The 25,892-nt window shown below is 66.1% G+C and carries 20 protein-coding genes; 7 read left to right on the top strand and 13 right to left on the bottom strand.

All coding sequences use genetic code 11. The features are described 5' to 3' along the window. Positions 1 to 12: 12 nt before the first annotated feature. From purL to ACR9Y6_RS00085, 4 genes are all read right to left on the bottom strand, one after another. Positions 13 to 3,876: a phosphoribosylformylglycinamidine synthase gene (gene purL / locus ACR9Y6_RS00100; protein WP_481279473.1), complete on the bottom strand. Its 3,864-nt coding sequence runs from the start codon at positions 3,874 to 3,876 to the stop codon at positions 13 to 15. Between the two features lie 89 nt (positions 3,877 to 3,965). Beyond that, entirely contained in the window at positions 3,966 to 4,721 is a 756-nt protein-coding gene (locus ACR9Y6_RS00095; protein WP_481279472.1) for a DsbC family protein, read from the bottom strand. 88 nt (positions 4,722 to 4,809) lie between these two features. After that, on the bottom strand, positions 4,810 to 5,736 hold the full coding sequence (gene xerD / locus ACR9Y6_RS00090) for a site-specific tyrosine recombinase XerD (RefSeq protein ID WP_481279471.1): 927 nt from the start codon (positions 5,734 to 5,736) through the stop codon (positions 4,810 to 4,812). Between the two features lie 52 nt (positions 5,737 to 5,788). Further along, positions 5,789 to 6,106: a hypothetical protein gene (locus ACR9Y6_RS00085; protein ID WP_481279470.1), complete on the bottom strand. Its 318-nt coding sequence runs from the start codon at positions 6,104 to 6,106 to the stop codon at positions 5,789 to 5,791. A gap of 144 nt (positions 6,107 to 6,250) precedes the next feature. Here ACR9Y6_RS00085 and ACR9Y6_RS00080 point away from each other — a divergent pair, with 144 nt between their 5' ends. After that, entirely contained in the window at positions 6,251 to 6,739 is a 489-nt protein-coding gene (locus tag ACR9Y6_RS00080; RefSeq protein ID WP_481279469.1) for an RDD family protein, read from the top strand. Here the strand turns inward: ACR9Y6_RS00080 and ACR9Y6_RS00075 are convergent. After that, the gene (locus tag ACR9Y6_RS00075) at positions 6,732 to 8,723 is read right to left on the bottom strand and encodes a hypothetical protein (RefSeq protein WP_481279468.1); all 1,992 of its coding nucleotides are present in this window, start codon (positions 8,721 to 8,723) and stop codon (positions 6,732 to 6,734) included. The two genes, ACR9Y6_RS00080 and ACR9Y6_RS00075, sit on opposite strands and share 8 nt — an antisense overlap. Positions 8,724 to 8,778: 55 nt before the next feature. Next, positions 8,779 to 9,789, bottom strand: a complete 1,011-nt coding sequence (locus ACR9Y6_RS00070) for a hypothetical protein (RefSeq protein ID WP_481279467.1) — start codon at positions 9,787 to 9,789, stop codon at positions 8,779 to 8,781. Between the two features lie 221 nt (positions 9,790 to 10,010). Here ACR9Y6_RS00070 and fusA point away from each other — a divergent pair, with 221 nt between their 5' ends. Next, complete coding sequence (fusA, locus tag ACR9Y6_RS00065; RefSeq protein WP_481279466.1) at positions 10,011 to 12,050, top strand: elongation factor G; 2,040 nt, start codon at positions 10,011 to 10,013, stop codon at positions 12,048 to 12,050. A gap of 100 nt (positions 12,051 to 12,150) precedes the next feature. Here fusA and ACR9Y6_RS00060 read toward each other — a convergent pair whose 3' ends face one another. Continuing rightward, a complete protein-coding gene (locus tag ACR9Y6_RS00060) occupies positions 12,151 to 12,630 on the bottom strand; it encodes an SET domain-containing protein (protein WP_306849642.1) in 480 nt (159 codons plus the stop codon). A 149-nt stretch (positions 12,631 to 12,779) separates the two neighbouring features. Between ACR9Y6_RS00060 and ACR9Y6_RS00055 the strand changes: the two genes are divergently transcribed. From ACR9Y6_RS00055 to ACR9Y6_RS00045, 3 genes are all read left to right on the top strand, one after another. After that, positions 12,780 to 13,280, top strand: coding sequence for a hypothetical protein (locus ACR9Y6_RS00055; RefSeq protein WP_481279465.1), 501 nt, complete (start codon positions 12,780 to 12,782; stop codon positions 13,278 to 13,280). A gap of 15 nt (positions 13,281 to 13,295) precedes the next feature. After that, positions 13,296 to 15,071 carry an acyl-CoA dehydrogenase C-terminal domain-containing protein gene (locus tag ACR9Y6_RS00050; RefSeq protein WP_481279464.1) on the top strand — a complete coding sequence of 592 codons (1,776 nt, stop codon included), beginning with the start codon at positions 13,296 to 13,298 and terminating at the stop codon, positions 15,069 to 15,071. 234 nt (positions 15,072 to 15,305) lie between these two features. After that, a complete protein-coding gene (locus tag ACR9Y6_RS00045) occupies positions 15,306 to 15,782 on the top strand; it encodes a GNAT family N-acetyltransferase (protein ID WP_481279463.1) in 477 nt (158 codons plus the stop codon). Between the two features lie 225 nt (positions 15,783 to 16,007). On the opposite strand, the gene ACR9Y6_RS00040 is transcribed toward ACR9Y6_RS00045, so the two are convergent. Next, complete coding sequence (locus ACR9Y6_RS00040; RefSeq protein ID WP_481279462.1) at positions 16,008 to 16,766, bottom strand: SapC family protein; 759 nt, start codon at positions 16,764 to 16,766, stop codon at positions 16,008 to 16,010. A 273-nt stretch (positions 16,767 to 17,039) separates the two neighbouring features. Here ACR9Y6_RS00040 and ACR9Y6_RS00035 point away from each other — a divergent pair, with 273 nt between their 5' ends. Together ACR9Y6_RS00035 and dxs are read left to right on the top strand one after the other, a co-directional pair. After that, positions 17,040 to 17,642 (top strand): HNH endonuclease, encoded by a 603-nt coding sequence (locus tag ACR9Y6_RS00035; RefSeq protein WP_426285494.1) that lies wholly within the window; start codon positions 17,040 to 17,042, stop codon positions 17,640 to 17,642. Between the two features lie 75 nt (positions 17,643 to 17,717). Continuing rightward, a complete protein-coding gene (dxs, locus tag ACR9Y6_RS00030) occupies positions 17,718 to 19,613 on the top strand; it encodes a 1-deoxy-D-xylulose-5-phosphate synthase (RefSeq protein WP_481279461.1) in 1,896 nt (631 codons plus the stop codon). 8 nt (positions 19,614 to 19,621) lie between these two features. On the opposite strand, the gene ACR9Y6_RS00025 is transcribed toward dxs, so the two are convergent. From ACR9Y6_RS00025 to ACR9Y6_RS00005, 5 genes are all read right to left on the bottom strand, one after another. Beyond that, positions 19,622 to 19,942 (bottom strand): DUF6984 family protein, encoded by a 321-nt coding sequence (locus tag ACR9Y6_RS00025; RefSeq protein ID WP_481279460.1) that lies wholly within the window; start codon positions 19,940 to 19,942, stop codon positions 19,622 to 19,624. 58 nt (positions 19,943 to 20,000) lie between these two features. Next, positions 20,001 to 20,126 (bottom strand): hypothetical protein, encoded by a 126-nt coding sequence (locus ACR9Y6_RS00020; protein ID WP_481279459.1) that lies wholly within the window; start codon positions 20,124 to 20,126, stop codon positions 20,001 to 20,003. A 602-nt stretch (positions 20,127 to 20,728) separates the two neighbouring features. Then, entirely contained in the window at positions 20,729 to 21,019 is a 291-nt protein-coding gene (locus ACR9Y6_RS00015; protein WP_481279458.1) for a DUF6984 family protein, read from the bottom strand. Further along, a complete protein-coding gene (locus ACR9Y6_RS00010) occupies positions 21,016 to 22,041 on the bottom strand; it encodes an RHS repeat domain-containing protein (RefSeq protein ID WP_481279457.1) in 1,026 nt (341 codons plus the stop codon). The genes ACR9Y6_RS00015 and ACR9Y6_RS00010 overlap by 4 nt, the downstream gene beginning before the upstream one ends. Then, positions 22,022 to 25,892 (bottom strand): fibronectin type III domain-containing protein (locus ACR9Y6_RS00005; RefSeq protein WP_481279456.1); only part of this gene is annotated, 3,871 nt, incomplete at its 5' end. The genes ACR9Y6_RS00010 and ACR9Y6_RS00005, both read right to left, overlap by 20 nt.

The following is a 25,892-nucleotide window of genomic DNA, read 5'->3' as shown; positions in this document are numbered from 1 at the left end:
CGATCCCCGTCCTCAGCCCACCCATACCCGGGCATTGCGGAACATCCGCATCCACGGTGAATCCTCGCCCCACTGCTCCGGATGCCAGCTGAGCTGGGCGCTGCGGAATACGCGCTCGGGGTGCGGCATCATGATGGTGATGCGGCCGTCGCCGGCGGTGAACGCGGCCAGGCCGCCCGGCGAGCCATTCGGATTGAGCGGATAGCTTTCGGTCGGCTTGCCGCGGTTGTCGACGAAGCGCGCGGCGGCATGGCTCTTGGACGGGCTGCACACATTGGGGAAGTGCACACGGCCTTCGCCGTGCGCCACCGCGACGGGAAGGCGCGACCCGGCCATGCCACGGAAGAAGATGCTGCCCGAGTCGAGGATCTCCAGCGTGGCGACGCGCGCCTCGTACTGCTCCGACTGGTTGCGCAGGAACTGCGGCCAGTGCTTCGCGTCGGGGATGATGTCCTTGAGGCCGGACATCATCTGGCAGCCGTTGCAGACGCCGAGGGCGAACCGGGAGCCGTCTTCGAAGAAGCGGGCGAACTGTTCGCGCAGCGCATCGTTGTAGAGGATCGAGGTGGCCCAGCCACGGCCGGCGCCCAGCACGTCGCCGTAGGAGAATCCGCCGCAGGCGGCGAGGCCGATGAAGTCCTTGAGATGGTGACGGCCATTGGCGAGGTCGGTCATATGCACGTCCACGGCGTCGAAACCGGCGCGACTGAACGCCGCCGCCATTTCCACCTGGCCATTGACGCCCTGCTCGCGCAGGATCGCCACGCGCGGGCGCACGCCGGTCACGATGTACGGCGCGGCGATGTCGTCGGCGGGATCGAACGTCAGCTTCGGCGTGATGCCCGGATCGGCATCGTCGAGCCGCCACTCGCTTTCCTGGTCCGCACTGTGCGGGTTGTCGCGCAGGCGCTGCATGGCGTGGCTGGTTTCGTTCCAGGCACGGAAGAGCTCGGTCCAGTTCCACTTGAACGCCGGCTCGCCGTTGAGGTGCAGCTTGATGCCGAGCTTGTCCTTGGGCCGGCCCACGTTGTGGGTCATGCCGGCGAGGTTGTGCTTGACCAGCAACTGTTCGAAGGCCTCGCGGTTGGCGACGGCTACCTGCACCACGGCACCGAGCTCCTCGTTGAACAGGGCGCGCAACGTGGCATCGGCCCAGCCGTCGAGTCGCAGTTCGAGGCCGCAATGGCCGGCGAAGGCCATTTCGAGCAACGTCACGATGGCACCACCATCCGAGCGGTCGTGGTAAGCCAGCAGCAGGCCGGCCTGGTTGGCTTCCTGTATCAGCTCGAACATCGCGCGCAGACGCTTGGGATCGTCCAGGTCGGGTGGTACGCCGCCACCGCGATTGAACACCTGGGTGAGGGCCGAACCACCGAGGCGGTCGCGGCCCGCGCCGAGGTCGATCAACCAGAGGTCGGTGTCGCCGCGATCGAGCTTCAGCTGCGGCGTGAGCGTGCGCCGCACGTCGTCGACGCGGGCGAAGCCGGTGATCACCAGCGAGACGGGCGAGACGGTTTTCTGTGCCTTGCCGTTCTCATCCGTCCACACGGTCTGCATGGAGAGGGAATCCTTGCCCACCGGAATGGCGATGTCGAGCGACGGGCACAATTCCATGCCGACGGCCTTCACGGCGTCGAACAAGGCGGCATCCTCGCCCGGATGGTTCACGGCGGCCATCCAGTTCGCGGACAGGCGCACCTCGTCGAGCTTGATCGAGGCGGCGGCGAGATTGGTGATCGCCTCGCCCACGGCCATGCGCGCGGCATCGGCACTGGAGAGCAACGCCACGGGCGCGCGCTCGGCCATGGCCATGGCTTCGCCGGTATAGCCTTCGAAGTCGGTCATGGTCACCGCGACGTCGGCGACCGGCACCTGCCACGGGCCGACCATCGGGTCGCGTGCGTTCAGGCCACCCACGGTGCGGTCGCCGATGGTGATCAGGAAACTCTTGCTGCCCACGGCCGGCAGCCGCAGGACGCGCATCAGCGCCTCGTCCATGCCGATGCCGGTAAGGTCGGCGACGAGGTCGACGCGCGGCTTCACGCGTACCGCGTCGCGGTGCATGCGCGGCGGCTTGCCGAACAGGACATCCATGCGCAGGTCGATCACGTCGATGTCGCGGCGCGTGTCGCGCACGATGAGGCGCGGTTCTTCCGTCGCTTCGCCGACGACGGCGAACGGGCAGCGTTCGCGGGCGCAGAAGGCCTCGAACAGTTCGATGTCCTCGGCGCCGATGGCGAGCACGTAACGTTCCTGCGACTCGTTGCTCCACACCTGCATCGGCGACAGCGTGGGATCGTCGCAAGGCAGCTTCGACAGGTCGATGACACCGCCGACGCCGGCATCGTTGAGGATTTCCGGGATGGCGTTGGACACGCCACCCGCGCCCACGTCATGGATGCTCACGATGGGGTTGCGCTCGCCGCGCGCCCAGCAGGCGTCGATCACCTGCTGGCAACGGCGTTCCATCTCGGCGTTGTCGCGCTGCACGGAAGCGAAATCGAGTTCGGCGCTGGAGGTTCCGGATGCCACCGACGATGCGGCGCCGCCACCGAGGCCGATGAGCATGGCCGGACCGCCGAGCACGATCACCTTGTCGCCCGGACGCACCTTGCGCTTCTGCACGTGGTCGGGACGGATCGCGGCGAGGCCACCGGCGATCATGATCGGCTTGTCGTATCCGCGACGCACGCCCTTCTCGCCGGTTTCCTGCTCGAAGGTACGGAAATAACCGCCGAGGGCGGGCCGGCCGAATTCGTTGTTGAACGCGGCGGCGCCGAGCGGGCCGTCACGCATGATCTCGAACGCCGAGGCCATGCGCGGCGGCAGCGGACGTTCCTTTTCCCACGGACGTGGCAGCCCCGGAATACGCAGGTGCGACACCGAGAAGCCGGTGAGGCCGGCCTTCGGCTTGCCACCGCGGCCGGTCGCGCCCTCGTCGCGGATCTCGCCACCGGCACCGGTGGCGGCGCCCGGCCACGGCGCGATGGCCGTGGGATGGTTATGCGTCTCGACCTTGATGGCGTACGGGGCGGCCTCGGCCACGGTACGGAACACGCCGTCCTCCGGGCTGACGAACAGGCGATGGCCCTCGTAGCCTTCGATCACGGCGGCGTTGTCGTGGTACGCGGACAACGTATGCGCCGGGGACTTCTGGTGCGTGTTCTTGATCATGCCGAACAGCGACGATTCCTGCGTCGCGCCGTCCAGCGTCCAGGTGGCGTTGAACACCTTGTGCCGGCAGTGTTCCGAATTCGCCTGGGCGAACATCATCAACTCGGCGTCGGTGGGCGCGCGGCCCATCTCGGCGTAGCGTTCCGCGAGGTAGTCGATCTCGTCGTCCGCGAGCGCCAGGCCCAGCTCCTTGTTGGCGGCGGACAGCGCGGCACGGGCGTCGCCGCCCAGTTCCACGCGACCGAGCGGGCCCGGCTCGCCGGCGAGGAACAGGCCCGAGGCCTGGCTCAGCTGGTCCAGCGGCGATTGCACCATCGGATCGCAGAACGCGGCCATCACGGCGGCATAGGCCGGCGTGCCGGCCTCGGGCATGCCGCTGACCCGCCAGGCGGTGCCGCGCTCCACGCGGCGCACGTCGAATCCCGCGCCGTGGAGGATATCGGTGGCCTTGCTGGACCAGGGCGAAATCGTGCCCAGCCGAGGCACCACCCAGAAGGTGGCGTCGTCGGGCGTGGTGTTCTTCGCCTCCAGGACCGCGAGCAGGCGCGAGCGCGCCTCGCCTTCCGGCGGCACGTCGGCATCGACGAAGTACGTGAACCAGGCGGCCTGCACCCGCGTCCCGTGATGCAGGGCATCCAGGTGGGCGTTCAGTCGTTCGAGGCGAAAAGGCGAGAGGGCGCTCTGCCCGTCGAGTGCGATCATGCGGGGGGAATAGGCGCAGCAGGAAAACGCCTATTCTACATGATGTTGCGCGGCAACATTGGGGGTGCCCCGGGGCCGGGGCACCGGGGTCAGCCCCCGCGGCGCCCGGCGCTGCCCGGCGGGGCGCTGAGCGCCTGCAGCAACTGGGACGGGGTGACGTAGCCGCCGACCACGTCGCCGTTCTCGGTGACGATGGTGGGGGTGCCGTTCACACCCAGGCGCTCGCCGAGTTCGAACTCGTCCTTCACCGGATTGGCGCAGCTGGCCGCCTTCGGCGTGGCGCCCTTCATCGCCTCGTTGAAGGCGTTCTTGCGATCGGCGCTGCACCACACCGACACCGCCTTGGTATACGAGGGCGTGTCGTTGCCGGCGGTGGTCTTGACGCCTTCCCGCGGCCAGAACACGTACTCGACAGCGATGCCCTGCTTGTTGAATTCATCGATATGGGCGTGAAGCTGGCGACAGAAACCGCAATCCACGTCCGTGAACACCGTGACCGTGTGCTTCGGGTTCGCCGGCGCGTACACCAGCCGCTGCGAAGCCGGCAGCTTGGCCAGTTCGGCCTTGCGCAGGGCCGCCCAGCTGGCCGCGCTGAGATCGGTCTTGGCCTTCAGGTCGACGAGGTTGCCGTTGATCATGTAGCGGCCGTCGGCGGTCACGTAGACCATGCGGCCAGAGGCGATCACCTGGTAGAAGCCCGGCATCGGCGCCGGGGCGATGCTGTCGACCTTGATACCCGGGCCGAGGGCTTCGACCGCGTCGCGGGCGGCCTTTTCGTCATCGGCCGCGCAAGCCGTCATGGCGAATGCGCCGGCCAGGAGCGCCGGCAGGATTTTCTTCAACATCGGTTACGACTCCATCGGTGACCGGGGGAAACGCGGGAACGCCTTGGAACACGTTCCGCGCATTCGGTTCCCCCGATTGTGGCACGGCTCAGCCGCGCGGGTGGTGTTGGGCGTGAAGCCGCTTCAGACCTTCCTTCGCCACCAGGGTGTATATCTGCGTGGTGCTGAGCGCGCTGTGACCCAGCAGCATCTGCAAGGCACGCAGGTCGGCGCCGTGGTTCAGCAGATGCGTGGCGAACGAATGGCGCAGCACGTGCGGCGAGACCCGCTTCGCCGGTATGCCCACCTGCATGGCGTAACGCTTCACCAGCGTCCAGAACATCTGCCGGCTCATCGCGTCGCCCCGCCGGGAAAGGAACAACGCCGCCGGTTGCCCGTGACCCTTCGCCAGCATCGGCCGGGCCTCGCGCAGATAGGTTTCCACGTGGGCCAGCGCCTCTTCGCCCACGGGGACGAGACGGTCCTTGCCACCCTTGCCGGTGACGCGAAGCACACCCTGGCGCGGGTTCAGGCCCGACAACGGCAAGTCCACCAGTTCCGATACGCGCAAGCCCGAGGAGTACATCAATTCGAGCATCGCGCGGTCACGCAAGCCAAGGGGCGTGGCGAGGTCGGGAGCGACGATCAGCGCCTCGATCTCCCGCTCCGCGAGGGCCTTGGGCAGGCTGCGCGGCATCCGCGGACGTTGCATCAGCAGCGTCGGATCCTCGCGCTTGCCTTCGTCGCGTGCGAGCTGTGCGTAGAAACGGCGGAACGCCGACTGGCGCCGGGCCATGCTGCGCACGGAAACCGGTTGGCTGCCGTGGTACGCGGACAGGTCCTCGCGCCCCGCGCTCGCCAGTGAGCGACCCCGCGTACCGAGCCATCGCGCCAGTTGTCGAAGGTCGCGCCGATAGGCGTCCAACGTGCGATCGGCCAGACCGTCTTCCGCCCACACGCGTTCGATGAAGCGCTCGATCAGGCGCGCGTCATCGGCGGCGAGTTCGGCGGAAGCGGGGCTATCGACGAGGGACATGCGGGCACATCGGCAAGAGATGCCCGCATGGTCTCACGGCCGGCTCGCCGGGCTAAAGCCTCTGGAGACTGGACTGGTATCCCGCGATCACATAGCCGAGCTGGTGCTCGACGGCTTCTTTCAGCAGCGCGCGATCGGCGTCCGTCAACTTCGACTTGCGTGCCGCCAGGGCGAGTTTCTGCATCGCCTCGACCAAGCCATCGGCCTGGCCCTGGAAGACGCCCGCATCGACAGTGACGATACCCGCCAGGTGCCGGTCGGCTCCATCGCGTAGCCACTGGAATTCGGTGGGACTGACCTGTCCATCGCCATCGAAGTGGCGAAGGTGGGCGTCGAGTTCGGAAAACGACGACTGAAGCTTGAGGCTCATGGCAATACTCCCTATCGCGATAGAAACGCTGGTGGACTCCCCTGTCCGATGTGAACGTTACGACTCCGCGGCGTTAAGCCCGCGTGAACCCTTCCGAATTTGCCCTTTGTTGCGACAATAGACGCCTGACAGCCCGGGGACACCATGACCGATGCATCGATAGCGCCCGCATGGCGCCGTTTCACCGCCATCGTCTACGACGCGCTCGCCGTCGTGGCCATCGTGATGGTGGTTGGCCTCCTGGCCCAGTTCGCGACGGGTGGGCACCTCGTCGATGACACGGGCCACCTGCTGGCATGGTGGTACCAGCCCTTGCAGGGCCTCGTCGTCGGCGCCTACTTCCTCGCATCGTGGATGCGTGGCGGGCAGACGCTCGGCATGCGCCCGTGGCGGATTCGCGTGACGGACAACCAAGGCCAACCCGTGAACGGAAAGCGTGGTCTGGTGCGCCTCGTGGTGGCCGCCTTGCCATTGGCGCTGCTGACGATCTACCCGCTGGTCCCGCTGAAGGCGGCCCTTCTGGCGCCGCTCGCGGGCTGGGCCATCCTGCTGCTTCCCACCTTCTTCGATCGCCGTCGGCGCGCGATCCACGACATGGTCGCGGGCACGGAAATCCGGAACCTGCCTACTTGAACTGATCGGCGGCGGGGACCCACGAACCGGAGCTGGGTGACGGGGCGGGCACGTTGATCTTGATGGAAGGCTCGCACCCCGGCGGCAACGGTCCCCCCGTGATACGCGCGGTGGTGCAGAGCGCGGTGTTGTCCAATGCCACCGGAGCCGCGGCCACGGTGGCGCTATTGGCGGGGGGCAGGTTCTCGGCCAGCGGCTTCGCCGGCGCCATGGTCTGGTTCTTCACCAGTTCGTCGGGATTGGCCGGTTTCGGCGGCGGGTCGCCACCGCAGCCCAGGGTAAACAACGACAGTGCCTTCATCGTGCCGCCCGCGTTGCCAGGACCGGCGACGCAATTGATCCGGATGCCGCGCGGCAACGAGATCGTCGGGCGCACCGTCGCCGCCTCGACGCCCTGCCGAATCGCCGTGTCGACCGAGGATTCGCCCTTGGGCGTCCACGCCCCCTCGAAGCGCGTCGCCTTGTAATCGATGTGCACGCGGGCGCCGGACTGGGGCTCGAGCTTTCCACGGGGCTTGAGTTCCACGTACGCACCGACCTGGCCGGTCTTGTCACCTTGTCCGCCGACGACACCATCGTCGCGCTGGGACATGCCGTTGGCGCCGGTGAGCCGCGTGCCCTCGTCCATGCCCCGCGCGGCACCGGGCTTGCCGCTGTCAGCGGTGGCACCCGGCGTGTTCGAGCCAGATTCGCCGGCCGTGGTCTGGCCGGGAACGAAAGCTTGTGCGGGCGCGTTGTCTCCCTTCGTGGCAGTCCGTTCGCTGGCCGCCTTTCCTTCTTCAGCCTGTGTCTTGGCGGTGGACTCGCCCGCTGCGCTATCGCCGGGCGCCTGCCCCGGAGGCGCCGGCGCGGTGTCCACGCCCGCCACTGGCCGTTGCAGGTCCGCCGGCGCGACCGCCGGTGCCTGCACGGCCGGCTTGTCGGTGCTGGCGACCGGTGCGGAAACGGTCGGCTTCACCGTGGCGTCCGGCAACGGGACGGCGTCCAGTTCGGCGGTGGCCTCCACGGCGGGCGCGCGGACCGTCTCGACCGCCACCTTCGGCGGTACGGGCCGGGCATCGAGCGTGAGATCGGGCTTCGGCGCGGACGGTTCCGGGGAAACGTCGGGAAGTGGCGTGTCCTGCGGCGTCGGCGGAGCGGACGACTCCTCCACCTCCGGCCGTGCCACCGTGGCGAGCGTCACCGCCGTGGTCGGCACGGGGGCGGTGTGCTCCGACGTGAGGGTGGGCGGTGTCGGCGTGACCGCCATCTGCGCGGCGGGCGTCTCGGGAATGGCCAGCGACGCCGGCGGTGGCATCGGTGCCAGGCCTTCGGCCTGGGCCTTGCGTACCGGCTCCGGCTGGAAACGTGGCGGGACGACCTGCGGCTTGGGCGTATCGACGGCGAGATCCGGTGGCGCCTGCGCGGGCACGGGTACCTTCTGGAGTTCGGGCTGCGCCGGCGGCGCCTTCGGCTGGGTCAGCGGCCGTTCGATCGTCGCCGCCACGCTCGGCGGCGGCGCGCTGAGTTTCACGTCGGGCCTTGCCTGCGGCGGCGGAGGCGCCACCGGCACGGCGATGGCGGGAAGCGCCTTTTTCGTCGAAGCGACCGACGCGGCGTGTGAACCGCTCGACGCCCGGCTGGCCTTGGATCGCGAGGTGGACCAGCGCGTCTTCACCACCGGGGCCTTCGAAGGCGTGCCACGCACGGGAGGCAGCGGCGGTGGCGGCTTGTCGATCAGCCGCACCTGCAAGGCGTTGGTGTCTTCCGGTTCCGGTGGTGGTGGCAAGAGTTCGTAGGCCGGACCGAGGATCATGCCGAACAGGAACATCAGGTGGACGAGGATCGTACCGACCCAGCCAGCGATGCGAAGAAGCCGGTCGCGCGGCTTTTGACGCAGGCGGCGCCGGTAGACGAGCGCGTTCATGGCCGCCTCGCGGGGCGAGACGGGCAAGGAGTTCGCGGCGACCTGGCGATCGCTGTCCGGCAGGAAATGCTTCGGCATGGACCGCTAGTGTCCATGCTGCGTTACAAAGGCACAATCGCCACCTTCGCGCGGCTCACCTGCCGAAGCGGCGTTCGCGCTCGGCGTTCTCCTGGTCCATCGCCTTGATCGGGATGTCCGTGGCGCAACCCTGCGGCAGGGGCTTGTCGGCGCGGAACGCGGCGATGCATTCGGCTTCCGTCGGCGGCGCGGGCTGGTCGGGGAGGTCTTTCACGGCGGGATTGGCCGGCGCCATGTTGAGGCGCACGTCGCCATCCTTCTTGGATGCCTTCGATGGATCTTCGCCGCCACAGCCCACCGGGAGCACGAAGAACACGGTGGCGCACTTGATCCGCGTGCCGTGGCCGAGATCGATCGTCTTCTTCACCGTGGTGGATTCGATGGCCCGGCGCAGGCCCTTGTTGAGCACGTTCTCATCGCGCGGCGCCCAGTCCTTTTCGAAACGGGTTTCCTTGTAGGTCACCGTGGTCTTGTGCGACATGATCGTGGTGTCGTCGGTCGGCTTGCGCGCCACGAAATCCGCCTGCGTCGTGGTGCCCTGCTGTTTCGGCATGACGATGGAGCCGTCGGCACCGAAAAGAGCGGGTGCGGGCGACGGGGCGGCCGGCGGCGCGGGCGTGCTTTCCGCGGGCGGCTGTTCGGGCACGGGCTCCTTGCGCCGGGGTGGTTCGGGTCGCGTCGCCTCGGGCGAGCGAACCTTCGGCGGAGGTTCGGCGACCGGTGGCGGAGGCGGCACGTCGGCCACCGGTGGCGCGGGGCGAGCCGGTTCGATGAAGCGCACTTCGAGCACGTCGTCACGATCGACCGGCGGCAAGAAACCGGCGGGCAGTCTCGGCTGCATCTCGTAGCGCACCACCATCACGATGAAGACGTGCAGGACGAGTGCCACGACCATCGCCAGCACACGCCGCAGGCGGTCGCGTGGGGGCGGCCGCCTGCCGATGGCGTGCAGCGCCGACAGCGTCGCGGCATCGATCGGCTGCAGCCCACGCGGGCGCGCGGCGTCCTCCGGCTCCAGACGGTGGGGTTCGATGAAGGGCGGTGGCGCCTTGCCGGGGTATTGCACGCGTGCGAGGGTCCCTTTGGCCTCGTGGAGAAAGTCGAACAGCTTAGCGGCGATCCGCTAAACGCAGCGTAAGGCCTGGCCCTCAGACCGTGGGCACCCCGGAAGATTCCCGACGCCACTTGATTCCGGGGCGGGGAAGGAGAAGGCTTGGGTCCGGGCCCTGCCCCGAATCACCGCCATGCCGTCCGGGACACCCGGACACACCGAAGGAGGGACGCATCGTGTCGCCATCCACGGAACACATCCGCAGCCTGGCCCTTGCCGGCCACGCCGGAGCCGGCAAGACCACCTTGTTCGAAGCGATGCTCCACGCCGGCGGCGCGCTGACCGGCATGGGCAGCGTCGAACGTGGCAGTACCGTTTCCGACACCGATCCGATGGAGAAGGCCCGCGGTCATTCGATCGACGCGTCCATCGCCTCCATCGAGCGCAACGGCTATCGCATCCACCTGCTCGATACGCCCGGTTATGCCGACTTCCGTGGCCCCGCCCTAGCCGCGCTCGCCGCCGCCGACACCGTCGCGATCGTCGTCAATGCCGCGAATGGCATCGAGCATGGCACGCGCTCGATGATGGCCCATGCGAAGCAACGCGGCATCGCCCGCATCGTCGTCGTGAACCGCATCGATGCGGATGGCGTGGACCTCGCCGCGCTGGTCGACGACCTGCGCGAGGAGTTCGGCAACGAATGCCTCCCCCTCAATCTTCCCGCGTCGAAGGGACATTCCGTCCGCGACGCCTTCTTCCAGACCGCGGGCGACACCGATTTTTCCTCCCCCGGCGAAGCTCACCGGCGAATCATCGACCAGGTCGTGGAGATCGACGACGAGGTGATGGAACACTACCTGGAAGCCGGCGAATCCGCCTTGTCGGCGGCGGAGATCCGCGCCGCGCTCGAACATTGCCTTCGTGACGGGCATCTCGTGCCCATCGTGTTCACCAGCGCTCGCGACGGCGTCGGTGTCGTCGAGTTACTGGACCTGGTCGAAAGGATCCTGCCCTGCCCCAGCGAGACGAACCCGCCCCCGTTCCTGGACGCGAACGACAAACCCTTCGACGTGACCGCCGATCCGGCACGCCATGTCATCGCCGACGTGTTCAAGATCGTCAACGATCCCTTCGTCGGCAAGCTCGGTGTCTTCCGTGTATGGCAAGGCTGCGTGCGCAAGGACTCGTCGCTGTTCGTCGACGACGGGCGCAAGCCGTTCAAGGTGGCCCACCTGTTTCGCCTGAAAGGCCGCGAACACGTCGAGATCGACGAAGCGTTGCCGGGAGACATCGCGGCCGTGGCCAAGATCGACGATATCCACTTCGACGCCGTGCTGCACGATGCGTCGGACGAAGGACGCATCCACCTCGAACCGGCCGCCTTTCCCGCGCCGATGTACGGCCTTGCCGTGGAGCCCGCGCACAAGGGCCAGGAACAGAAGCTGTCGCAGGCCCTGGGCAAGCTGGCGGAGGAAGATCCCTGCTTTCGCGTGGAGCATCACAAGGAACTCAACGAGACCGTGGTGCGGGGTCTTTCCGACCTGCACCTGAAACTCATGCTCGAAAGGATGAAGGCGCGCTACGACGTCGATGTCATCACGCATCCACCGCGCATCGCGTATCGCGAAACCATCGGTGCGGCGGCGGAAGGCCACCACCGCCACAAGAAACAGACCGGCGGCGCGGGCCAGTTCGGCGAGGTGTTCCTGCGCGTGGAACCGCTGGATCGTGGCGCGGGTTTCGTCTTCGACGACCAGACCAAGGGCGGCGTCATACCGGGGCAGTTCATGCCGGCGATCGAGAAAGGCGTCCGCCAGGCCTTGGATCATGGCGCGATCGCGGGATATCCCATCCAGGATGTTCGCGTGATCGTCTACGACGGCAAGCACCATCCGGTGGATTCCAAGGAGGTCGCCTTCATCAGCGCAGGCCGCAAGGCCTTCCTCGATGCCGTCTCCCGCGCGCGGCCGCTGGTACTGGAACCGCTGGTGGACCTGGAGGTGTCGATTCCCGATCACTACGTGGGCGACGTGACCGGCGGCCTCGCCTCGCGACGGGCGCAGATCATGGGCACCGATTCGCTACGCGGCAGCGAGACGCTGATCAAGGCCCGCGTGCCGCTGGCGGAACTCGTCGACTACCCGACCCAGCTCAAGGCCATGACCGGAGGCCAGGGGCGCTATGCGATGGCCTTCAGTCACTACGACACCGTTCCGCCGGGGGTGCAGAAGAAGCTGGCCGAGGCGTGGAAGCCGAAGGTGGAGGAGGACTGAGCCTGGCCCGGGAACTGGGGCGGGCTGAATCGCCGACAGGGTCGGCTCCCACCGGGATCCCACAGGCCTGGTGGGAGCCGACCCTGTCGGCGATTGGCCGTCAGGCCGTCTTGCGCTTCGGCTTCAACATGGTGCCGATGCACTTGGACGAACCGCAGCGACAGCCCCATACCTTCTTCAACCGCGCCGTATGCGGCATGTCGAGCGTGATGCCGTAGTCGTAGGTGAGTTCCTCACCCGGCGCGATATCGCGAATGGCCTCGATCAGCACGCGGTCGTTCTTCGACGGCTTGCCTTCCACGGCTTCCTCGATCAGCGCCTGGCAGTTCGGATCGCAGCTGTGGTTGATCCAGCGCGCGGTGTTGCCATGGCTGTTGCCGTCGACGATGAAGCGTTCGTTGAGGGTGAACAGGAAGGTATGCCCGGTTTCACCGCCGTCGCCGTAACGCTTGTCGGCCTGCGCGTGGGTGATGCGGTCGCCCTTGTATTCGATGATCTCTTCGCCGGCCTTGATCGGGGCGGTGGCGAAGACGCCGTTTCCGTGGATGGGCGAACGTCGTGCGGCGATGCGTCGGGTCATGGGGAAATCGAAGTCTCGGAGATAATCGCTGATGATGCCTGCTCGCCAGCCGCTTGGGAACCGCGTTTGAAACGCACGTCTCGCGCGCACGGCCCGGGCGGCGCTACCATCGAACAGCTGTTCGACTCCCCTTGCCGGAAGCCCAGGGAATGATCTCGATCGTCCGCCGTCCTTTCATCCGTTCCGCCCTGCTCGCTTGCGTGGCCCTGCTGGCCGCTTGCGGGCCCGCCAGGAAGAGCGTGTTTCCGCCCTCCGTCACCCTCCAGGAGGTCACGGCCAAGCCCGGCGGGGTGTGGCACATGACCTTGCGCATACGCAACAACAGCTACGGCGGAATGTCCTTCGAGACCTTCCAGGGCACGCTGCGCGTCGGTGAGCTCGGCGGCGTGCTGCTCGACGCGAAGATCGACCAGGACATCCCCTCGTTCGCCGCCGACGTCGCGACGATCGACCTGTTGCCGACCGCCGAGATGTCGAAGGCTCTCGCCGAACTGGCCGCCAAGGGCAGTTCCGGCGCCCTCCCCTACAGCATCGATGGCCGGGTCAGCGCCACTCCGGAGAAGGAAGACGCGTCGCGATCCTTCCCCGTCCACGGCAAGAACTGGCTTTCGCCCGTGCCGGGCATCCCCGATACCTACCGTTCGCCCTGACCCAGGATCATCCGCATGACGATTTACAAAGCACCCCTCGACGACATGCGCTTCGCGCTCTACGACGTGCTCGGCGCCGAAGCCGTGCTCGCTCGCCTCGAGGGTGGCGAAGGGCATACGCGCGACCTGCTCGATGCCGTGCTCGATGAAGCGGCCCGGTTCAATGAACAGGTACTGGCGCCGTTGAACGCACCGGGCGACGAGGAAGGTTGCCATTTCGACAAGGCCACGCGCACCGTCACCACGCCGAAGGGGTTCAAGGAAGCCTATCGGCAGTACGCGGAGGGCGGCTGGGCCGGCCTCACCGCGCACGAGAAGTTCGGTGGGCAGGCGTTGCCCGCCGTCCTCGGCACGCTGACCAAGGAAATGATCGACTCGGCGAACCTCGCCTGGGGCATCTATCCCCTGCTCTCCCACGGTGCCACCAGCGCCCTGGAGCATCACGGGGACGAGTGGCAGCAGGAGGTCTTCCTCAAGCCCCTCGTCGACGGCCGCTGGACCGGCACCATGTGCCTCACCGAACCGCAGGCGGGTTCCGACCTCGGCCTGCTGAAGACGCGCGCCGAACCGAACGCCGACGGCAGCTACCGTGTCACCGGCACCAAGATCTTCATCAGCGCCGGCGAGCACGATTTCGCCGAGAACATCGTCCATCTCGTGCTCGCGCGCTTGCCGGATGCGCCCGAGGGCAGTCGCGGCATCTCGATGCTGGTCGTGCCGAAGTTCAAGGTGAACAAGGACGGCTCCATGGGCGAGCGCAATGCCGTCGCCGCCGGTGCCATCGAACACAAGATGGGCATCAAGGGCTCCGCCACCTGCGTGATGAATTTCGACGAGGCGGAAGGCTGGCTGGTCGGCCCGGCACACAAGGGCCTCGTGGCGATGTTCACCATGATGAACGCGGCACGCCTGGCCGTCGGCATCCAGGGCCTCGGCCTGGCCGAGCGCGCTTTGCAGAACAGCCTCGCCTATGCGCGCGAGCGCCTGCAGATGCGTGCGTTGTCGGGACCGAAGCTGCCGGAGAAACCGGCCGATCCGCTCACCGTGCATCCGGATGTGCGCCGCATGCTGCTGACCCAGCGCGCCTTCGTCGAAGCCGGACGCGTGCTCGCCACTTACGCGGCCTTGCAGAGCGACATCGAGGCTCGCGACACCGATCCCCAGGCGCGCAAGGCGGCCGGCGAACTGCTGTCCTTCCTCATCCCGATCGCCAAGGGCCTGCTCACCGAGGCCGCCCAGGAATGCACCAAGGAGGCGCTGCAGATCTTCGGTGGCCACGGCTACATCGCCGAGCACGGCATGGAGCAGTTCGTCCGCGACGCCCGCATCATCACGCTCTACGAGGGCACCACGCAGATCCAGGCGCTGGACCTGCTCGGCCGGAAGATCATGCAACTGCAGGGCGCCGGCCTGAAGCATTTCCTCGGCGAGATCTCCGCGTTCTGCCAGGCGAACCAGGCCAACGAGGACATCAAGGCCTTCGTCGGGCCGTTGGCCGTGGCGACCAAGGCCTGGGGCGACCTGACCCAGGCCATCGCGCAGAGCGCACAGGCCAATCCGGAGGAACTCGGCGCCGCCGCCGTCGACTACCTGTACTTCTCCGGCTACGTGACCCTTGCCTACTTCTGGGCGAAGAGCGTGCTGGCGGCAGGTGGCTCCGCCCTTTCCGCCGACGCGAAGCAAGCCAAGCGCGACACCGCGACGTTCTACTTCACCCGCATCCTGCCACGCATCCACGTGCACAAGGCCGCGATCGAGGCGGGCGTGGCGACATTGCCCGAGGTTCTTTGACCGCACCGCCCGCTGACCGGACTGGTGGGAGCCGACCTGGTGGGAGCCGACCTGGTGGGAGCCGACTCTGTCGGCGATCCCACGGCAGCGGGCGAGTCCGGAGCAAGCACCCATCGCCGATGAATCGGCTCCCACAAAGGCACGCCTACAACCTCGCGGGGCTTTCCCCCGCATCCGTGAAGGTGTAGAAAAAGGCTTCCGCCCGGACCTTTCGCCACGACGGTGCCAGATACGATGAGCGACGCCACGTTCCTGATACGTCTCGCCGAGAGCGACGACGACGAGTTCATCCTTGGCCTGGTCCCGCGTTTCGTCGACTTCCCCCTGCCTAACGGGCGCAGCCGCAGCGATTGCCTGAAGGGCATCGAGGCGGACCTGGTGAAGCACCTCGACGAGCAACCTTCGAACAGCTACATCTTCGTCGCCGAGAACGAGGACGGCGAACCCGTGGGATTCGTGCACCTCCAGAAGACGAAGGACTTCTTCACCCATCGCGACAACTGCCACATCTCGGACATCGCGGTCGCCGAGGCCTACGAGGGTGCCGGGGCCGGCAAGTTCCTGCTCGACCATGCCTACGCCTGGGCCAAGGAACATCGCTGCCAGTTCGTGACGCTGGCGGTCTTTCCCGGCAACGAGCGCGCCCGTGACATGTACATGAAACACGGTTTCGACACCGACCTCATGCGCATGGCGAAACCCGTTCGCTGACGAAACACCCAACCCTGGTGGGGCCGACCCTGTCGGCGATCCCGCGGCGGCAAGCCAGGTCGACGCAACATGGTGGGAGCCGACCTTGTCGGCGATCCCGCGGCAGCGGGCCAGATTGAGGCAAGCACCCATCGCCGACAAGGTCGGCTCCCACCAAGGATTTCCTGCCCACAAAAAAAGGCCGCCCGAAGGCGGCCCTCTCCGATCGATCCGAACGAGAGCCGGTCAGGCCTTCGCGGTGGTCTCTTCCAGGCGCTCGCGCGCATCCAGGCGAGCCGCCATGCGATCGATGTTGGCCAGCGACACGAGATGCGCGTAGATCCAGCCCAGTGCGCCTTCGCGCAGGAACTCGTGGGCGGTCTTCTCGTCGAGGCTGCGAAGCTTTTCCTCGTTGATCACGAAGAGGCCGTTGAGGTTGATGCCCTTGCCTTCCTTCTGCAGCGTGATGGTGCGCGGCTCGAGCAGGCCGTGTTCGCGCAGCTTGCCCATGAACCACTGCGTGCGCGCGACGTGGTCCTGGAACTCGCCCAGGAAGTTCACGGCATTGGTCAGGGCCGGCGCGTCGGTGCCGTCTTCATTGAAGAGGCGCTCGCCTTCGCTGTCGTTGAAGCCTTCATAGGCCTCGTCGAGGAAGACGGTGAAGTCGTCGCCCTCGGCACCGGCCGGCTTCTCGGCCAGCACGAACGGGTAACGGCGGACGAAAGCCGGCACATAGATGCCCTGCTCCCAGAAACCGTTATCGCCGACCAGCAGGTTCTCGCCCTGGCGCAAGCCGAGCAAGGCCATGGGGCCCGCCTCTTCCATCGTGTTTCCGGCGAACAGGATCGGGAAATCGCGCGCGGCCGGCGCGAACTCCACGCCCGTCAGCGGCACGGAGTGCGCGGTGGCGGCGAAACGGATGTTGTTCACGGCCTTCAGACGCAGGTCGCGGTGGGCGGTACGGTTCAGGGGAACCGGACGCTCGTAGAAAAGCACTTCTGCCACTGTGTAACCCTCATGGACCCGCCGGACCTGGGAAGCCACCCCGGCCCCCCTTCCAAACCCGCCGGGCGCTCGAATGCGAACGCCCACTATAACAGCGGTCAATGACAGGAAAAGCCCCCGCAAGAAGCGTACCGGGGGGTGCTTTTCTGTCGCAATTATCGGCTATGCTCGGGTCGAAGGCCTTGCGAGGCCGAGGATCGGATGGTCGATCCGCACGGAGTTCGGCTTGCTGGAACGCTCTTTCGCTTATGTGAAGGACGAGACACGATGACGATGGAAGTGCTCCAAGAGGACCTGCCGAGGGTGTCCGCGCTGCATGCGACGCGGGTGCTTTCCCTCGATGCGGCGGGTCGCATCCTGGACTGGATCAGTTGGCAGGATGCGGTCTGCCTCTATGTACGCGGCGTGGTGGCCTGGACCCTGGGCGACCCCTGCGTCACCGTCCATGGCGGCATCAACCGGACCAGCGGCCTGCGCAGCAGCCTGGAACTCCACCCGATCGTGGCCAGCACGGGCCACTGCCGCGAACACGCGATCGATCCCGCTCCCGCCCTCACCAACACCGCCCTCTTCGCCCGCGACCGGCACATCTGCCTCTATTGCGGCCACCAGTACACGCGTCACGAACTGACCCGCGACCACGTGGTGCCGTTGTCCAAGAAGGGTGCCGACGAGTGGGAGAACGTGGTCAGCGCCTGCCTGGCCTGCAACCTGCGCAAGAGCAACCGGACCCCACAGCAGGCCAACATGCCCCTGCTGGCCGTGCCCTACCGTCCGAGCTGGGTCGAACACCTGATCCTGTCCAACCGCAATATCCTGGCCGACCAGATGGAATTCCTGGTCAGCCACCTGCCACGGGACCGGCGTCCGGCCTGAGCCGGGCCCAAACCGCCCGCAAGGATTCACGCCTCGTCCCTTGCCCCGGCCCCGCCGGAGGCGAACAATAGGCGGATGAACGACCTCTCCCGCTACCCTTATCTGGCGCAGATCGATTCGCCGGAGGACCTCCGGCGCTTTCCGGTGGACGAACTGCCGGCGATCGCCGATGAATTGCGCCGCTACCTGATCGAGGCCGTGGCCTCGTCGGGTGGTCATTTCGGTGCGGGCCTGGGCGTGGTCGAACTCACCGTCGCCCTGCACCACGTGTTCGAGACCCCGCGCGACCGCCTGGTCTGGGACGTCGGCCACCAGTGCTATCCGCACAAGATCCTCACCGGCCGGCGCGACCGGATCACCACGATCAAGAAGAAGGACGGGCTCGCCCCCTTCCCCCGCCGCGAAGAGAGCGAGTACGACACCTTCGGCGTAGGCCACTCGTCCACCTCGATCTCCGCCGCGCTGGGCATGGCCCTGGCGCTGCAGCGCCGTGGCGACCCGCGCAAGGTGGTCGCCGTGATCGGCGACGGCGCGATGACCGCCGGCATGGCCTTCGAGGCGCTCAACCACGGCGGCGACGTCGAGCCGAACATGCTGGTGATCCTCAACGACAACGGCATGTCGATCAGCGAAAACGTCGGCGCGATGACCAAGATGATGGCCCGCGCGATGTCCAGCCGCACGCTCAATGCATGGCGCGAACGGGCCAAGAAGGCGATGCCGCGCGAATCCTTCTTCGGCCGCTTCTTCAAGCGCTGGGAAGAACACGCCAAGGGCATGTTCGTGCCGTCCACGCTGTTCGAGGAACTGGGCTTTCACTACACCGGCCCCATCGACGGCCACAACATGGCCCAGCTGGTGAACGCGCTGGAGACGGTGAAGGCCCTGCCCGGCCCGCAGCTGATCCACGTGATGACCACCAAGGGCAAGGGCTACGAGCCGGCCGAGAAGGCGCAGATCGAATACCACGCGGTGGGACCGTTCGACCCGGTCGCCGGCCTGGTCAAGAAGGGTGCACCGGCCAAGCCGACCTATACCGATATCTTCAGCGACTGGCTCTGCGACATGGCGGCGGCCGACGAGCGCCTGCTCGGCATCACCCCGGCGATGCGCGAAGGCTCGGGGCTGGTCCGCTTCTCGAAGGAATACCCTCAGCGCTATTTCGACGTGGCGATCGCCGAGCAGCATGCGGTGACGCTGGCGGCGGGCATGGCGGTCGAGGGAGCGAAACCGGTGGTGTCGATCTACTCCACCTTCCTGCAGCGCGCCTACGACCAGGCGATCCACGACGTGGCCTTGCAGAACCTGGACGTCACCTTCGCCATCGATCGCGCGGGCGTGGTCGGCCCCGACGGCGCCACGCATTCGGGCAGCTTCGATCTCTCGTTCATGCGCTGCCTGCCGAACATGGTGATCATGGCGCCGGCCGACGAGAATGAATGCCGCACCATGCTCAGCACCGGCTTCCAGTACAACGGCCCGGCCGCGGTGCGCTATCCGCGCGGCACCGGCCCCGGAACGAAACTGGCCGAGACGCTGGAAACCTATCCGATCGGGAAGGCCGAGGTGCGCCGCCGAGGTCACCACGGCCTGGCCATCCTGTCGTTCGGCACGATGCTCGCCCCCGCCGCCATCATCGCCGCGGAAGTCGACGCCACGCTGGTGAACATGCGCTTCGTGAAGCCACTGGACGAGGAGCTGATCCTCGAACTCGCGCGCTCTCACAAGGCCTTCGTCACCATCGAGGACAACGCCATCGCCGGCGGCGCCGGCGCGGCCGTGGCCGAATGCCTGGCGGCGCACGGCGTCACGTTGCCGATCCAGCACCTTGGTCTTCCGGACGTCTATCTGGAACACGGCAGCCGCGAGGAAGTGCTGACCATGGCCGGCCTGGACCTGCCGCAGATCCGTCATGCGATCCGCGCGCGGTTTCCGCAGTTCGTGGATGCTCCGGTGGCTAGCGCGGGGTGACCCGCGCCTTAGTTTGGGAACACCGGCAATGCAAGCAGCGGCGTATCGTCGGTCTTCCAGATATCGACTTCGTAGGGAATCTTGTTTCGATCCACGAATAACGATGCGAGCACGTGCACGCCGTCCAGATCGGTGAAATCGACGTCGGCGATCAATTCGCCATGATCGCGATCCGCCTGCCGCTGGAGGACGAAGCCGCCCCTGATGCCTTCATCGTCCAGGTTCTCGACACGCACGTCGTCCATCCAGGCCGCGCTCGGGCGAACCAGCCCCCCTTTTCGCATCAGATACGCCAGCAGGGAGCGCTCTTCTGGTGTCAGTGGCCTCATGCCCTTAGTCCCGATGTTGAAGCAAGGGCAAAGTGACACTCGGCTGGAGTGAGTTCTCTCATGCTGAAGCCGACGTTTCGCACACGAGTTCGTACATTCGCTTGCCGTCGTAGTCGAGCAGCAGGGTGCCGAACCGATCGATCGCCTCAATCCCTGATCCAGACAAGAGTTCCTTCAGTCGCATCGTGCGATCCGGCGGATCATTTCGACGGGACACAGGATCTAATGACACGAGTTACTCCAGAGTCGCATGACCAATTTCTTATCCAGTGCCTCGACCGATGGAGGCAGGGAAAATTCCTCGTAAGGAATACTGCTCCGTATCACCTCGCCCGCAGCCATGCGGAAATCGCACGATGACGGGCAAAACCCGAGGTTCCTTTCCCTGATGGGAAAGATCCGGCCATTTACCTCGACCCGTACATCACGGCTATGTGAATCGAGGTACCCAGCGCTGTTAGGCCATGAACCCTCCTCGATGCACCAAGCCTTTCCTGACGTGTTCTCGAGTTCGACGTCGAATCTCTTCAGTGCCCGATTGTCGGAGACGTGTACGAGGTTGCTGATGTCCTGGTGGTTATGCGACCTGAGTGACGCGCAGGAGACCACGCACGCGAAGATACCTACCAGCAACGATTGTCGAAACAGGGTGCTCATCGAGAGATATCCGTCAAACGATTGGGGCAAGCCGGCTCTCCTTTCCGCGTCAGACACGCCCACAGTGAGCGATCTTCCGGCGTCGGTGCTCTGTTCCTTATTCCTCCCGTTGAAGTAGAGGCAAAGTGACTAGGGGGAAAAATCAACTTTCCAGAGATCTACTTCGTAGGGATGATCGTTCACATCGACGTATAGCGACGCCAATACCTTGACACCGTCACTATCGTCAAACTCGACCTCACTCAACAAATGGCCGCGTCCCTGATTCGCTGGCTCGACGATGACGTAACTTCCCATACCCCCATCGTCCAAGTCGTCCACTTTGACGTCTGCCAACCATCGCTCGCTCGGTTGCCTTAAGCCACCTTTTTCCATCAAGTGCCGCAGAAGCGAGCACTCAGCTGGAGTAAGTTCTCTCATGGTGAAGTCCTCGGCGTCGTTAAGCGTCCGACATTTATTGAACCACTCGGAGTACGAAAGGCGTTATACGTAACCTCCACACCATCCACCTGCACTGTTCCCCTGTACAATTGACCCGACTGAATTTGCCTTGAAACTTTCGCCAAGTCGGTCATAACAGCATCACTTACACTTTTCCGCGAAAGGCCTGCTTCTTCTACATGTCGGAATGCATGGAATGCCTGATTCTCATTACGCCCAAAGGTCACTGCGACACGCTCGCTAATTCGCAGAGCGCCCGCAACACGGCCCACCAACTTACCCAAGAGGCCGCCAGCCATCATCATCGCGCCCTCTTTCGCCCCAAATGCACCTGCTTTCTCCAAAGCATCTGCTTGGTCGCGCATAATATGCGTCCGGGTTTGCCGAACCTCGTCGCATTCAGAAGTGTCGCATCCACTGTTCTGCTCTGGCGGCTCGACGCTGCTAGATAAGGCAAAAGGGGACGAAGATGGCATTTCACCTCTGATGCGAGGTTCCGGATAGACACATCCAGCGGCATTCATGCCACTGCCGCAGCTAACCATACCTGTTGGATCGGTGAATCGATACGGATTGCTCGATGCGTATTGATAGCGACCATATCCATTGATCATTCCAGGCTCATAGACCGCAGGATCAGTCGACAAGAATCTCGAAAGTGATGGATCGTAGTATCGGGCTTGCATGTACAGCAAACCGCTTTCGCTATCTCCGATATGCCCCGCATAGCCAGGACCATCAGCTCCGCTACCCGCGACCGATGAGCCGTAGGGGTTGTAATCTTGCCAAGCGATCACCCCACCACTGGCATCCGTTATAGCCAACACCGTTCCTTGCTCATCCGTATAAAAATAAGAAATGCTTTTCCCCGCAAATACATTAAGACTAGTCGATAGAAAAACAATACATACGAAAATGTTGAAACAACTTCTCAGGTAGCGGAACAACTCCTTCCGTGGCCGAAAATCAGGTGCCCCGTCGTCAGAAACTTGCATAGACATAGCCACTCCACGGTGAGCATCCACTGGCGTTACATGCCCTGACTCGCATGCTGATCTGGCCTATCACCTCGCCCGTTTCCTCGATGAAAATCGACGAAGGTGTCGTACCCGCGTCTTGGTAGTCGGTTCCAATTCCCGGAATGTTCCGTTCGATCTGATAGTTCGTGGTGGTGGCGACCGCGTTCCAATGGATCTCGTACTGACGTTTGTAGCCAGGCCCTGTCCGCCCGCCGGATACGCCGGATGGCGTGGTGGGAGGTAGTGCCACGGTGACGACGGCCTGACCGCTCCAGGGGCCGCATCCCCCTGCGTTGCACGCCTGCACGGCGTAGTAATAGGTGCCATTCTGCTTGCCACTCAGGCTCCAGGCGCCGCCTCCCGTATTGCCGATCAGCGCCCAGCCCCCTCCGTTGACGTTCTCGAACACGTTGTACGACGTGGCGCTGGCTACACCACCCCAGCTAATCGTGTAGGCACCGTTGATACTGGTGCCGCCCCCCGCTATTCCCGGTGCGGCTGTTGGTGGCAAGGTAATGCCCACCGCATTGCTCAACCGATAGCCGCTGCATCCGCTGCTGTTGCAGGCCTGCACCTGGTACTGGTACGTGCCGCTGGCCGGCGTGCCGAACGCCGCGCTGGTGGCCGCGCCGTCGTACACCGTGGTCCAGGCCCCGCCGTTGACCTGCTGGATGACCACGTAACGCGTCGCCGTCGCGCTCGCCGCCCAGCTCAACGTCACCGGTCCGGCGACCGGGGCCGAGGCGCTGGCGCTGCCTGGCACCGGCGGTGGCAGCAGCACGCTGACGGTCCAGGTCGGCCCGAACGGCGCGCAGCCGCCCGAGGCACAGGCCTGCACCTGGTAGCCGTAGGTGCCCGTGGCGCGACCGCTGGCCGACCAGCTCGTCGCCGTCGAGGCCGAGACCGTCGTCCACGCACCGCCGTTGACGCTTTCCCGCAGCGTGTAGGACGTCGCGCCGGCGATCGGCTGCCAGCTCATCGCGACGCTGCCGTTGGCGCTGCTGCCCGCACCGCTCAGCGTGACATACGGTCCGGCCACCAACGGCGTGAAGCCGAAGCTCTGGAACCAGGCGATACCCTCCTGCACCGGCTCGAACTGCACCCGGCGCCCATTGCCCAGCAGGAGCGCGGACGGCGTCGCGATCGTCACCGCCGCGTGCTGGCCCGGGGCGATCTCCGGGATGCCCTGGCGGGTGACGTCGAACTGCACGGCGTTGCCCGCCGCGTCGATCAGATGATTGCCCAGGTTCACCGGATGCGGCGCGGCCGAGGCCAAGGTCACCGTGCCGTTGTTGGCGATGTCCACCGTGGTCAGCACGCTCTGCCCGTCCGCCGACAGCGAGGGCGCGGCGGTGATCGTCAGGGTCACGTTGACCTGCTCGCGGCTCAAGCCGGTGACGTTGTTGCAGAGGTTGCCGGTGCCGGCCGTGGGGCAGGCCGAGTACGGGCCGGCGTCCACGGTCGTGTTGTTCGGCCAGTCCTGGAACCAGCCCACGCCGGCCTGCAGCAGGCTGAAGCGGATGCGCTTGCCGGTGCCCAGCACCGCGGGCGCGGCGACATGCAGGGTGATCGTGCCGTGGCCGCCGACCGGGATGTCCGCCGCCAGGTTCACTCCCGCTTCCGGCTGGGTCGCGGCGCCGGCGCTGTCCAGCAGGTGATACCCCATCTGCACCGGGTACTGGCTGTTGGCCGTGAGCGGCCGCGTGCCGTTGTTGGCGATGTCCAAGGTCACGTCGATGGTCGTGCCGTCGAGCGAGAGGCGCGGCACGCCGACGATCGCCAGCGCCGTCCTGACCTGGGCGGGTTTGAGGATGTCGATGTTCTCGGTCGCCTTGGCGACCAGCTTCTTGCCCAGGTAGACGTACGCGCTGCCCAGCCGCGTGGCCGGGTCCAGCTCCCACATCAGCTGCCCGGCGCTGTTGTACGCGTAGTAGGTGGTGCCCGCCGGGGTGACCTTCTTCACCCGGCGGCCGGCCGCGTCGTAGGTGTACTCGCCCTTGCCCGGGATTGCCGTCAACCGGTTGGCCAGGTCGAAGGTGAGCCCCTGCCCGTCCTTGTTCACCGTGTTGCCGCGCGCGTCGTAGACGAAGGCATGCACCGTGGTCGCGCCATTGACGATCGCGGTCAGCCGGTTGCTACCGTCGTAGGCGTAAGTGTTCGTGCCGCTGCCGTTGCTCAGGCTGCGGATGTTGTTCAAGGTGTCGTAGGTGTAGCTCTCCGTGCCCCACAGGTTGCTCGCCGTGGCCGAGAGCAGGCGGTTCAGGCCGTCGTAGCCCATCCCCTTGGTCCGCTGGCCGTTCGCCCGGTCGAGGATCTGGCTGACGTTGCCGTTGCCGTCGTAGGTGAAATCCTCGCTGACATTCAGCGTGGCGCCCTGGCCGTAGGTGAAGTTGCTCAGCAGGTTGCGCGCGTTCTTCTGCGCCAGGTAGCTGCGGCCGTTGCCCAGCGTGTACGAGCGCACGTCGCCGTCGGCGAAGTAGGCGATGCCGTTGGCGTAGCCGCCCACCGTGGTCGGCCGGCCCAGCGCGTCGGGGTTGTAGGCCATCACCTCGCCGTCCGGGTACAGCACGGTGCTCAACGCCCCGTTGGGGTCGTAGCCGTAGCCCAGCGCCCAGCGCCAGCCGTCCACCGCCAGCACCTCGGCGGTGAGCAGGCCCAGCTTGTTGCGGCCGAAGGTCCAGCCCACCGTGCCCGAGGTGGCCGTGGCCGGGTTGCCCAGGGCGTCGTAGGTGAAGGTGCTGGGCGCGGTGCCGGTGGGATAGACCACCGAGGTGACCCGGTTCATCGCATCGTAGGCGCGCACCGTCCGGGCCGTCTCGGCGACCTGGTCCTGGCCGCAGCCGGCACCGTTGAACGAGGCACCGGACACACTCCAGGCCAGGTTGTCGGCCCCGTCGTAAGCCAGGATCTCGCTGCCGGACTCCGGCTCCCACGTGCGGCACAGGCGATGCTCGCTGTCGTAGGTCATGGTCTTGGTGACCGACTGGCCGGCGCCGCCCTGGGTGATCGACAGCGGGTTGCCATAGACATCGCGGGCGATGGTCTGCACCACGTTCTCCGGCGCCTGCACGCTGACCACGTTGTCGTAGGCGGGCTGGTCGAAGACCTGGTACCAGGTGGTGGTGACGTTGCCCTTCGGATCGGTCACGCGCTTGGCCGCGCCGGACAGGTACTGCGTGGTGGTGGTCAGGTTGCCCAGCTCGGAACTCTGCGTGGAGCTCGTCGGCCGGCCCAGGGCGTCGTAGCCGGTCGCCACGCCGGCGACGATGTTGGTTAGGTCCACCGCGCCGTCGACCGGGTAGGACGCGAACACCTTGCGCCCCTTCCAGTCGTAGTCGGTGCGCGAGGACACGTAGAAGGCCTGGTCGCTGGCCCGCGCCGAGCCGGACATCACCGGACGCAGCATCGCGTCGAAGTCGGTGCGCTGGAACCGGTCGCCCTGGTAGACGATCCGCACCCAGTGGTTGCCGTTGACCCCGCGCGCGGGGCCCACGTAGCTGTACTGGAAGGTCTTCGGCGCCCAGGCCACGGCGTCGCCGGCCGGGTAGTCGATCCGGGCCAGGCGGCCGATCGCGTCGTAGCCGTAACTCGTGGTCGCGCCGGCCTGGTTGGTGATCGCGGCGATCTGCCCGAAGTCGTCCACGCTGAGCGTTTGCGAGGTGGCGTCCGGGTAGCCGATCGCCTGCGGGATGCCGCGCTTGTAGTTGCCCAGCGTGGTGGTCTTGCCGTTGCCGTCGGTGAAACTGGCCAGCTGGCCCTGCGCGTTGAAGGTGTAGCCCATCACCTTGCGGCCGAACCGGTAGCGCTCGGACAACGTCAGGCTCGCTGGGTCG

It is taken from the genome of Luteibacter sp. TLI7-4A (genome assembly GCF_056754745.1).
This window is presented reverse-complemented; position numbering and strand designations above follow the sequence as displayed.

Excerpts from the sequence above, each read along its gene's own strand:
- ACR9Y6_RS00050 (WP_481279464.1), top strand. The coding sequence starts at position 13,296 with ATGACGATTTACAAAGCACCCCTCGACGACATGCGCTTCGCGCTCTAC.
- ACR9Y6_RS00015 (WP_481279458.1), bottom strand. The coding sequence starts at position 21,019 with ATGAGAGAACTTACTCCAGCTGAGTGCTCGCTTCTGCGGCACTTGATG.
- dxs (WP_481279461.1), top strand. The coding sequence starts at position 17,718 with ATGAACGACCTCTCCCGCTACCCTTATCTGGCGCAGATCGATTCGCCG.
- purL (WP_481279473.1), bottom strand. The coding sequence starts at position 3,876 with ATGATCGCACTCGACGGGCAGAGCGCCCTCTCGCCTTTTCGCCTCGAA.
- ACR9Y6_RS00085 (WP_481279470.1), bottom strand. The coding sequence starts at position 6,106 with ATGAGCCTCAAGCTTCAGTCGTCGTTTTCCGAACTCGACGCCCACCTT.
- ACR9Y6_RS00025 (WP_481279460.1), bottom strand. The coding sequence starts at position 19,942 with ATGAGGCCACTGACACCAGAAGAGCGCTCCCTGCTGGCGTATCTGATG.
- ACR9Y6_RS00055 (WP_481279465.1), top strand. The coding sequence starts at position 12,780 with ATGATCTCGATCGTCCGCCGTCCTTTCATCCGTTCCGCCCTGCTCGCT.
- ACR9Y6_RS00010 (WP_481279457.1), bottom strand. The coding sequence starts at position 22,041 with ATGTCTATGCAAGTTTCTGACGACGGGGCACCTGATTTTCGGCCACGG.
- ACR9Y6_RS00045 (WP_481279463.1), top strand. The coding sequence starts at position 15,306 with ATGAGCGACGCCACGTTCCTGATACGTCTCGCCGAGAGCGACGACGAC.
- xerD (WP_481279471.1), bottom strand. The coding sequence starts at position 5,736 with ATGTCCCTCGTCGATAGCCCCGCTTCCGCCGAACTCGCCGCCGATGAC.
- ACR9Y6_RS00095 (WP_481279472.1), bottom strand. The coding sequence starts at position 4,721 with ATGTTGAAGAAAATCCTGCCGGCGCTCCTGGCCGGCGCATTCGCCATG.
- ACR9Y6_RS00035 (WP_426285494.1), top strand. The coding sequence starts at position 17,040 with ATGGAAGTGCTCCAAGAGGACCTGCCGAGGGTGTCCGCGCTGCATGCG.
- ACR9Y6_RS00060 (WP_306849642.1), bottom strand. The coding sequence starts at position 12,630 with ATGACCCGACGCATCGCCGCACGACGTTCGCCCATCCACGGAAACGGC.
- ACR9Y6_RS00020 (WP_481279459.1), bottom strand. The coding sequence starts at position 20,126 with ATGCGACTGAAGGAACTCTTGTCTGGATCAGGGATTGAGGCGATCGAT.
- ACR9Y6_RS00080 (WP_481279469.1), top strand. The coding sequence starts at position 6,251 with ATGACCGATGCATCGATAGCGCCCGCATGGCGCCGTTTCACCGCCATC.
- ACR9Y6_RS00075 (WP_481279468.1), bottom strand. The coding sequence starts at position 8,723 with ATGCCGAAGCATTTCCTGCCGGACAGCGATCGCCAGGTCGCCGCGAAC.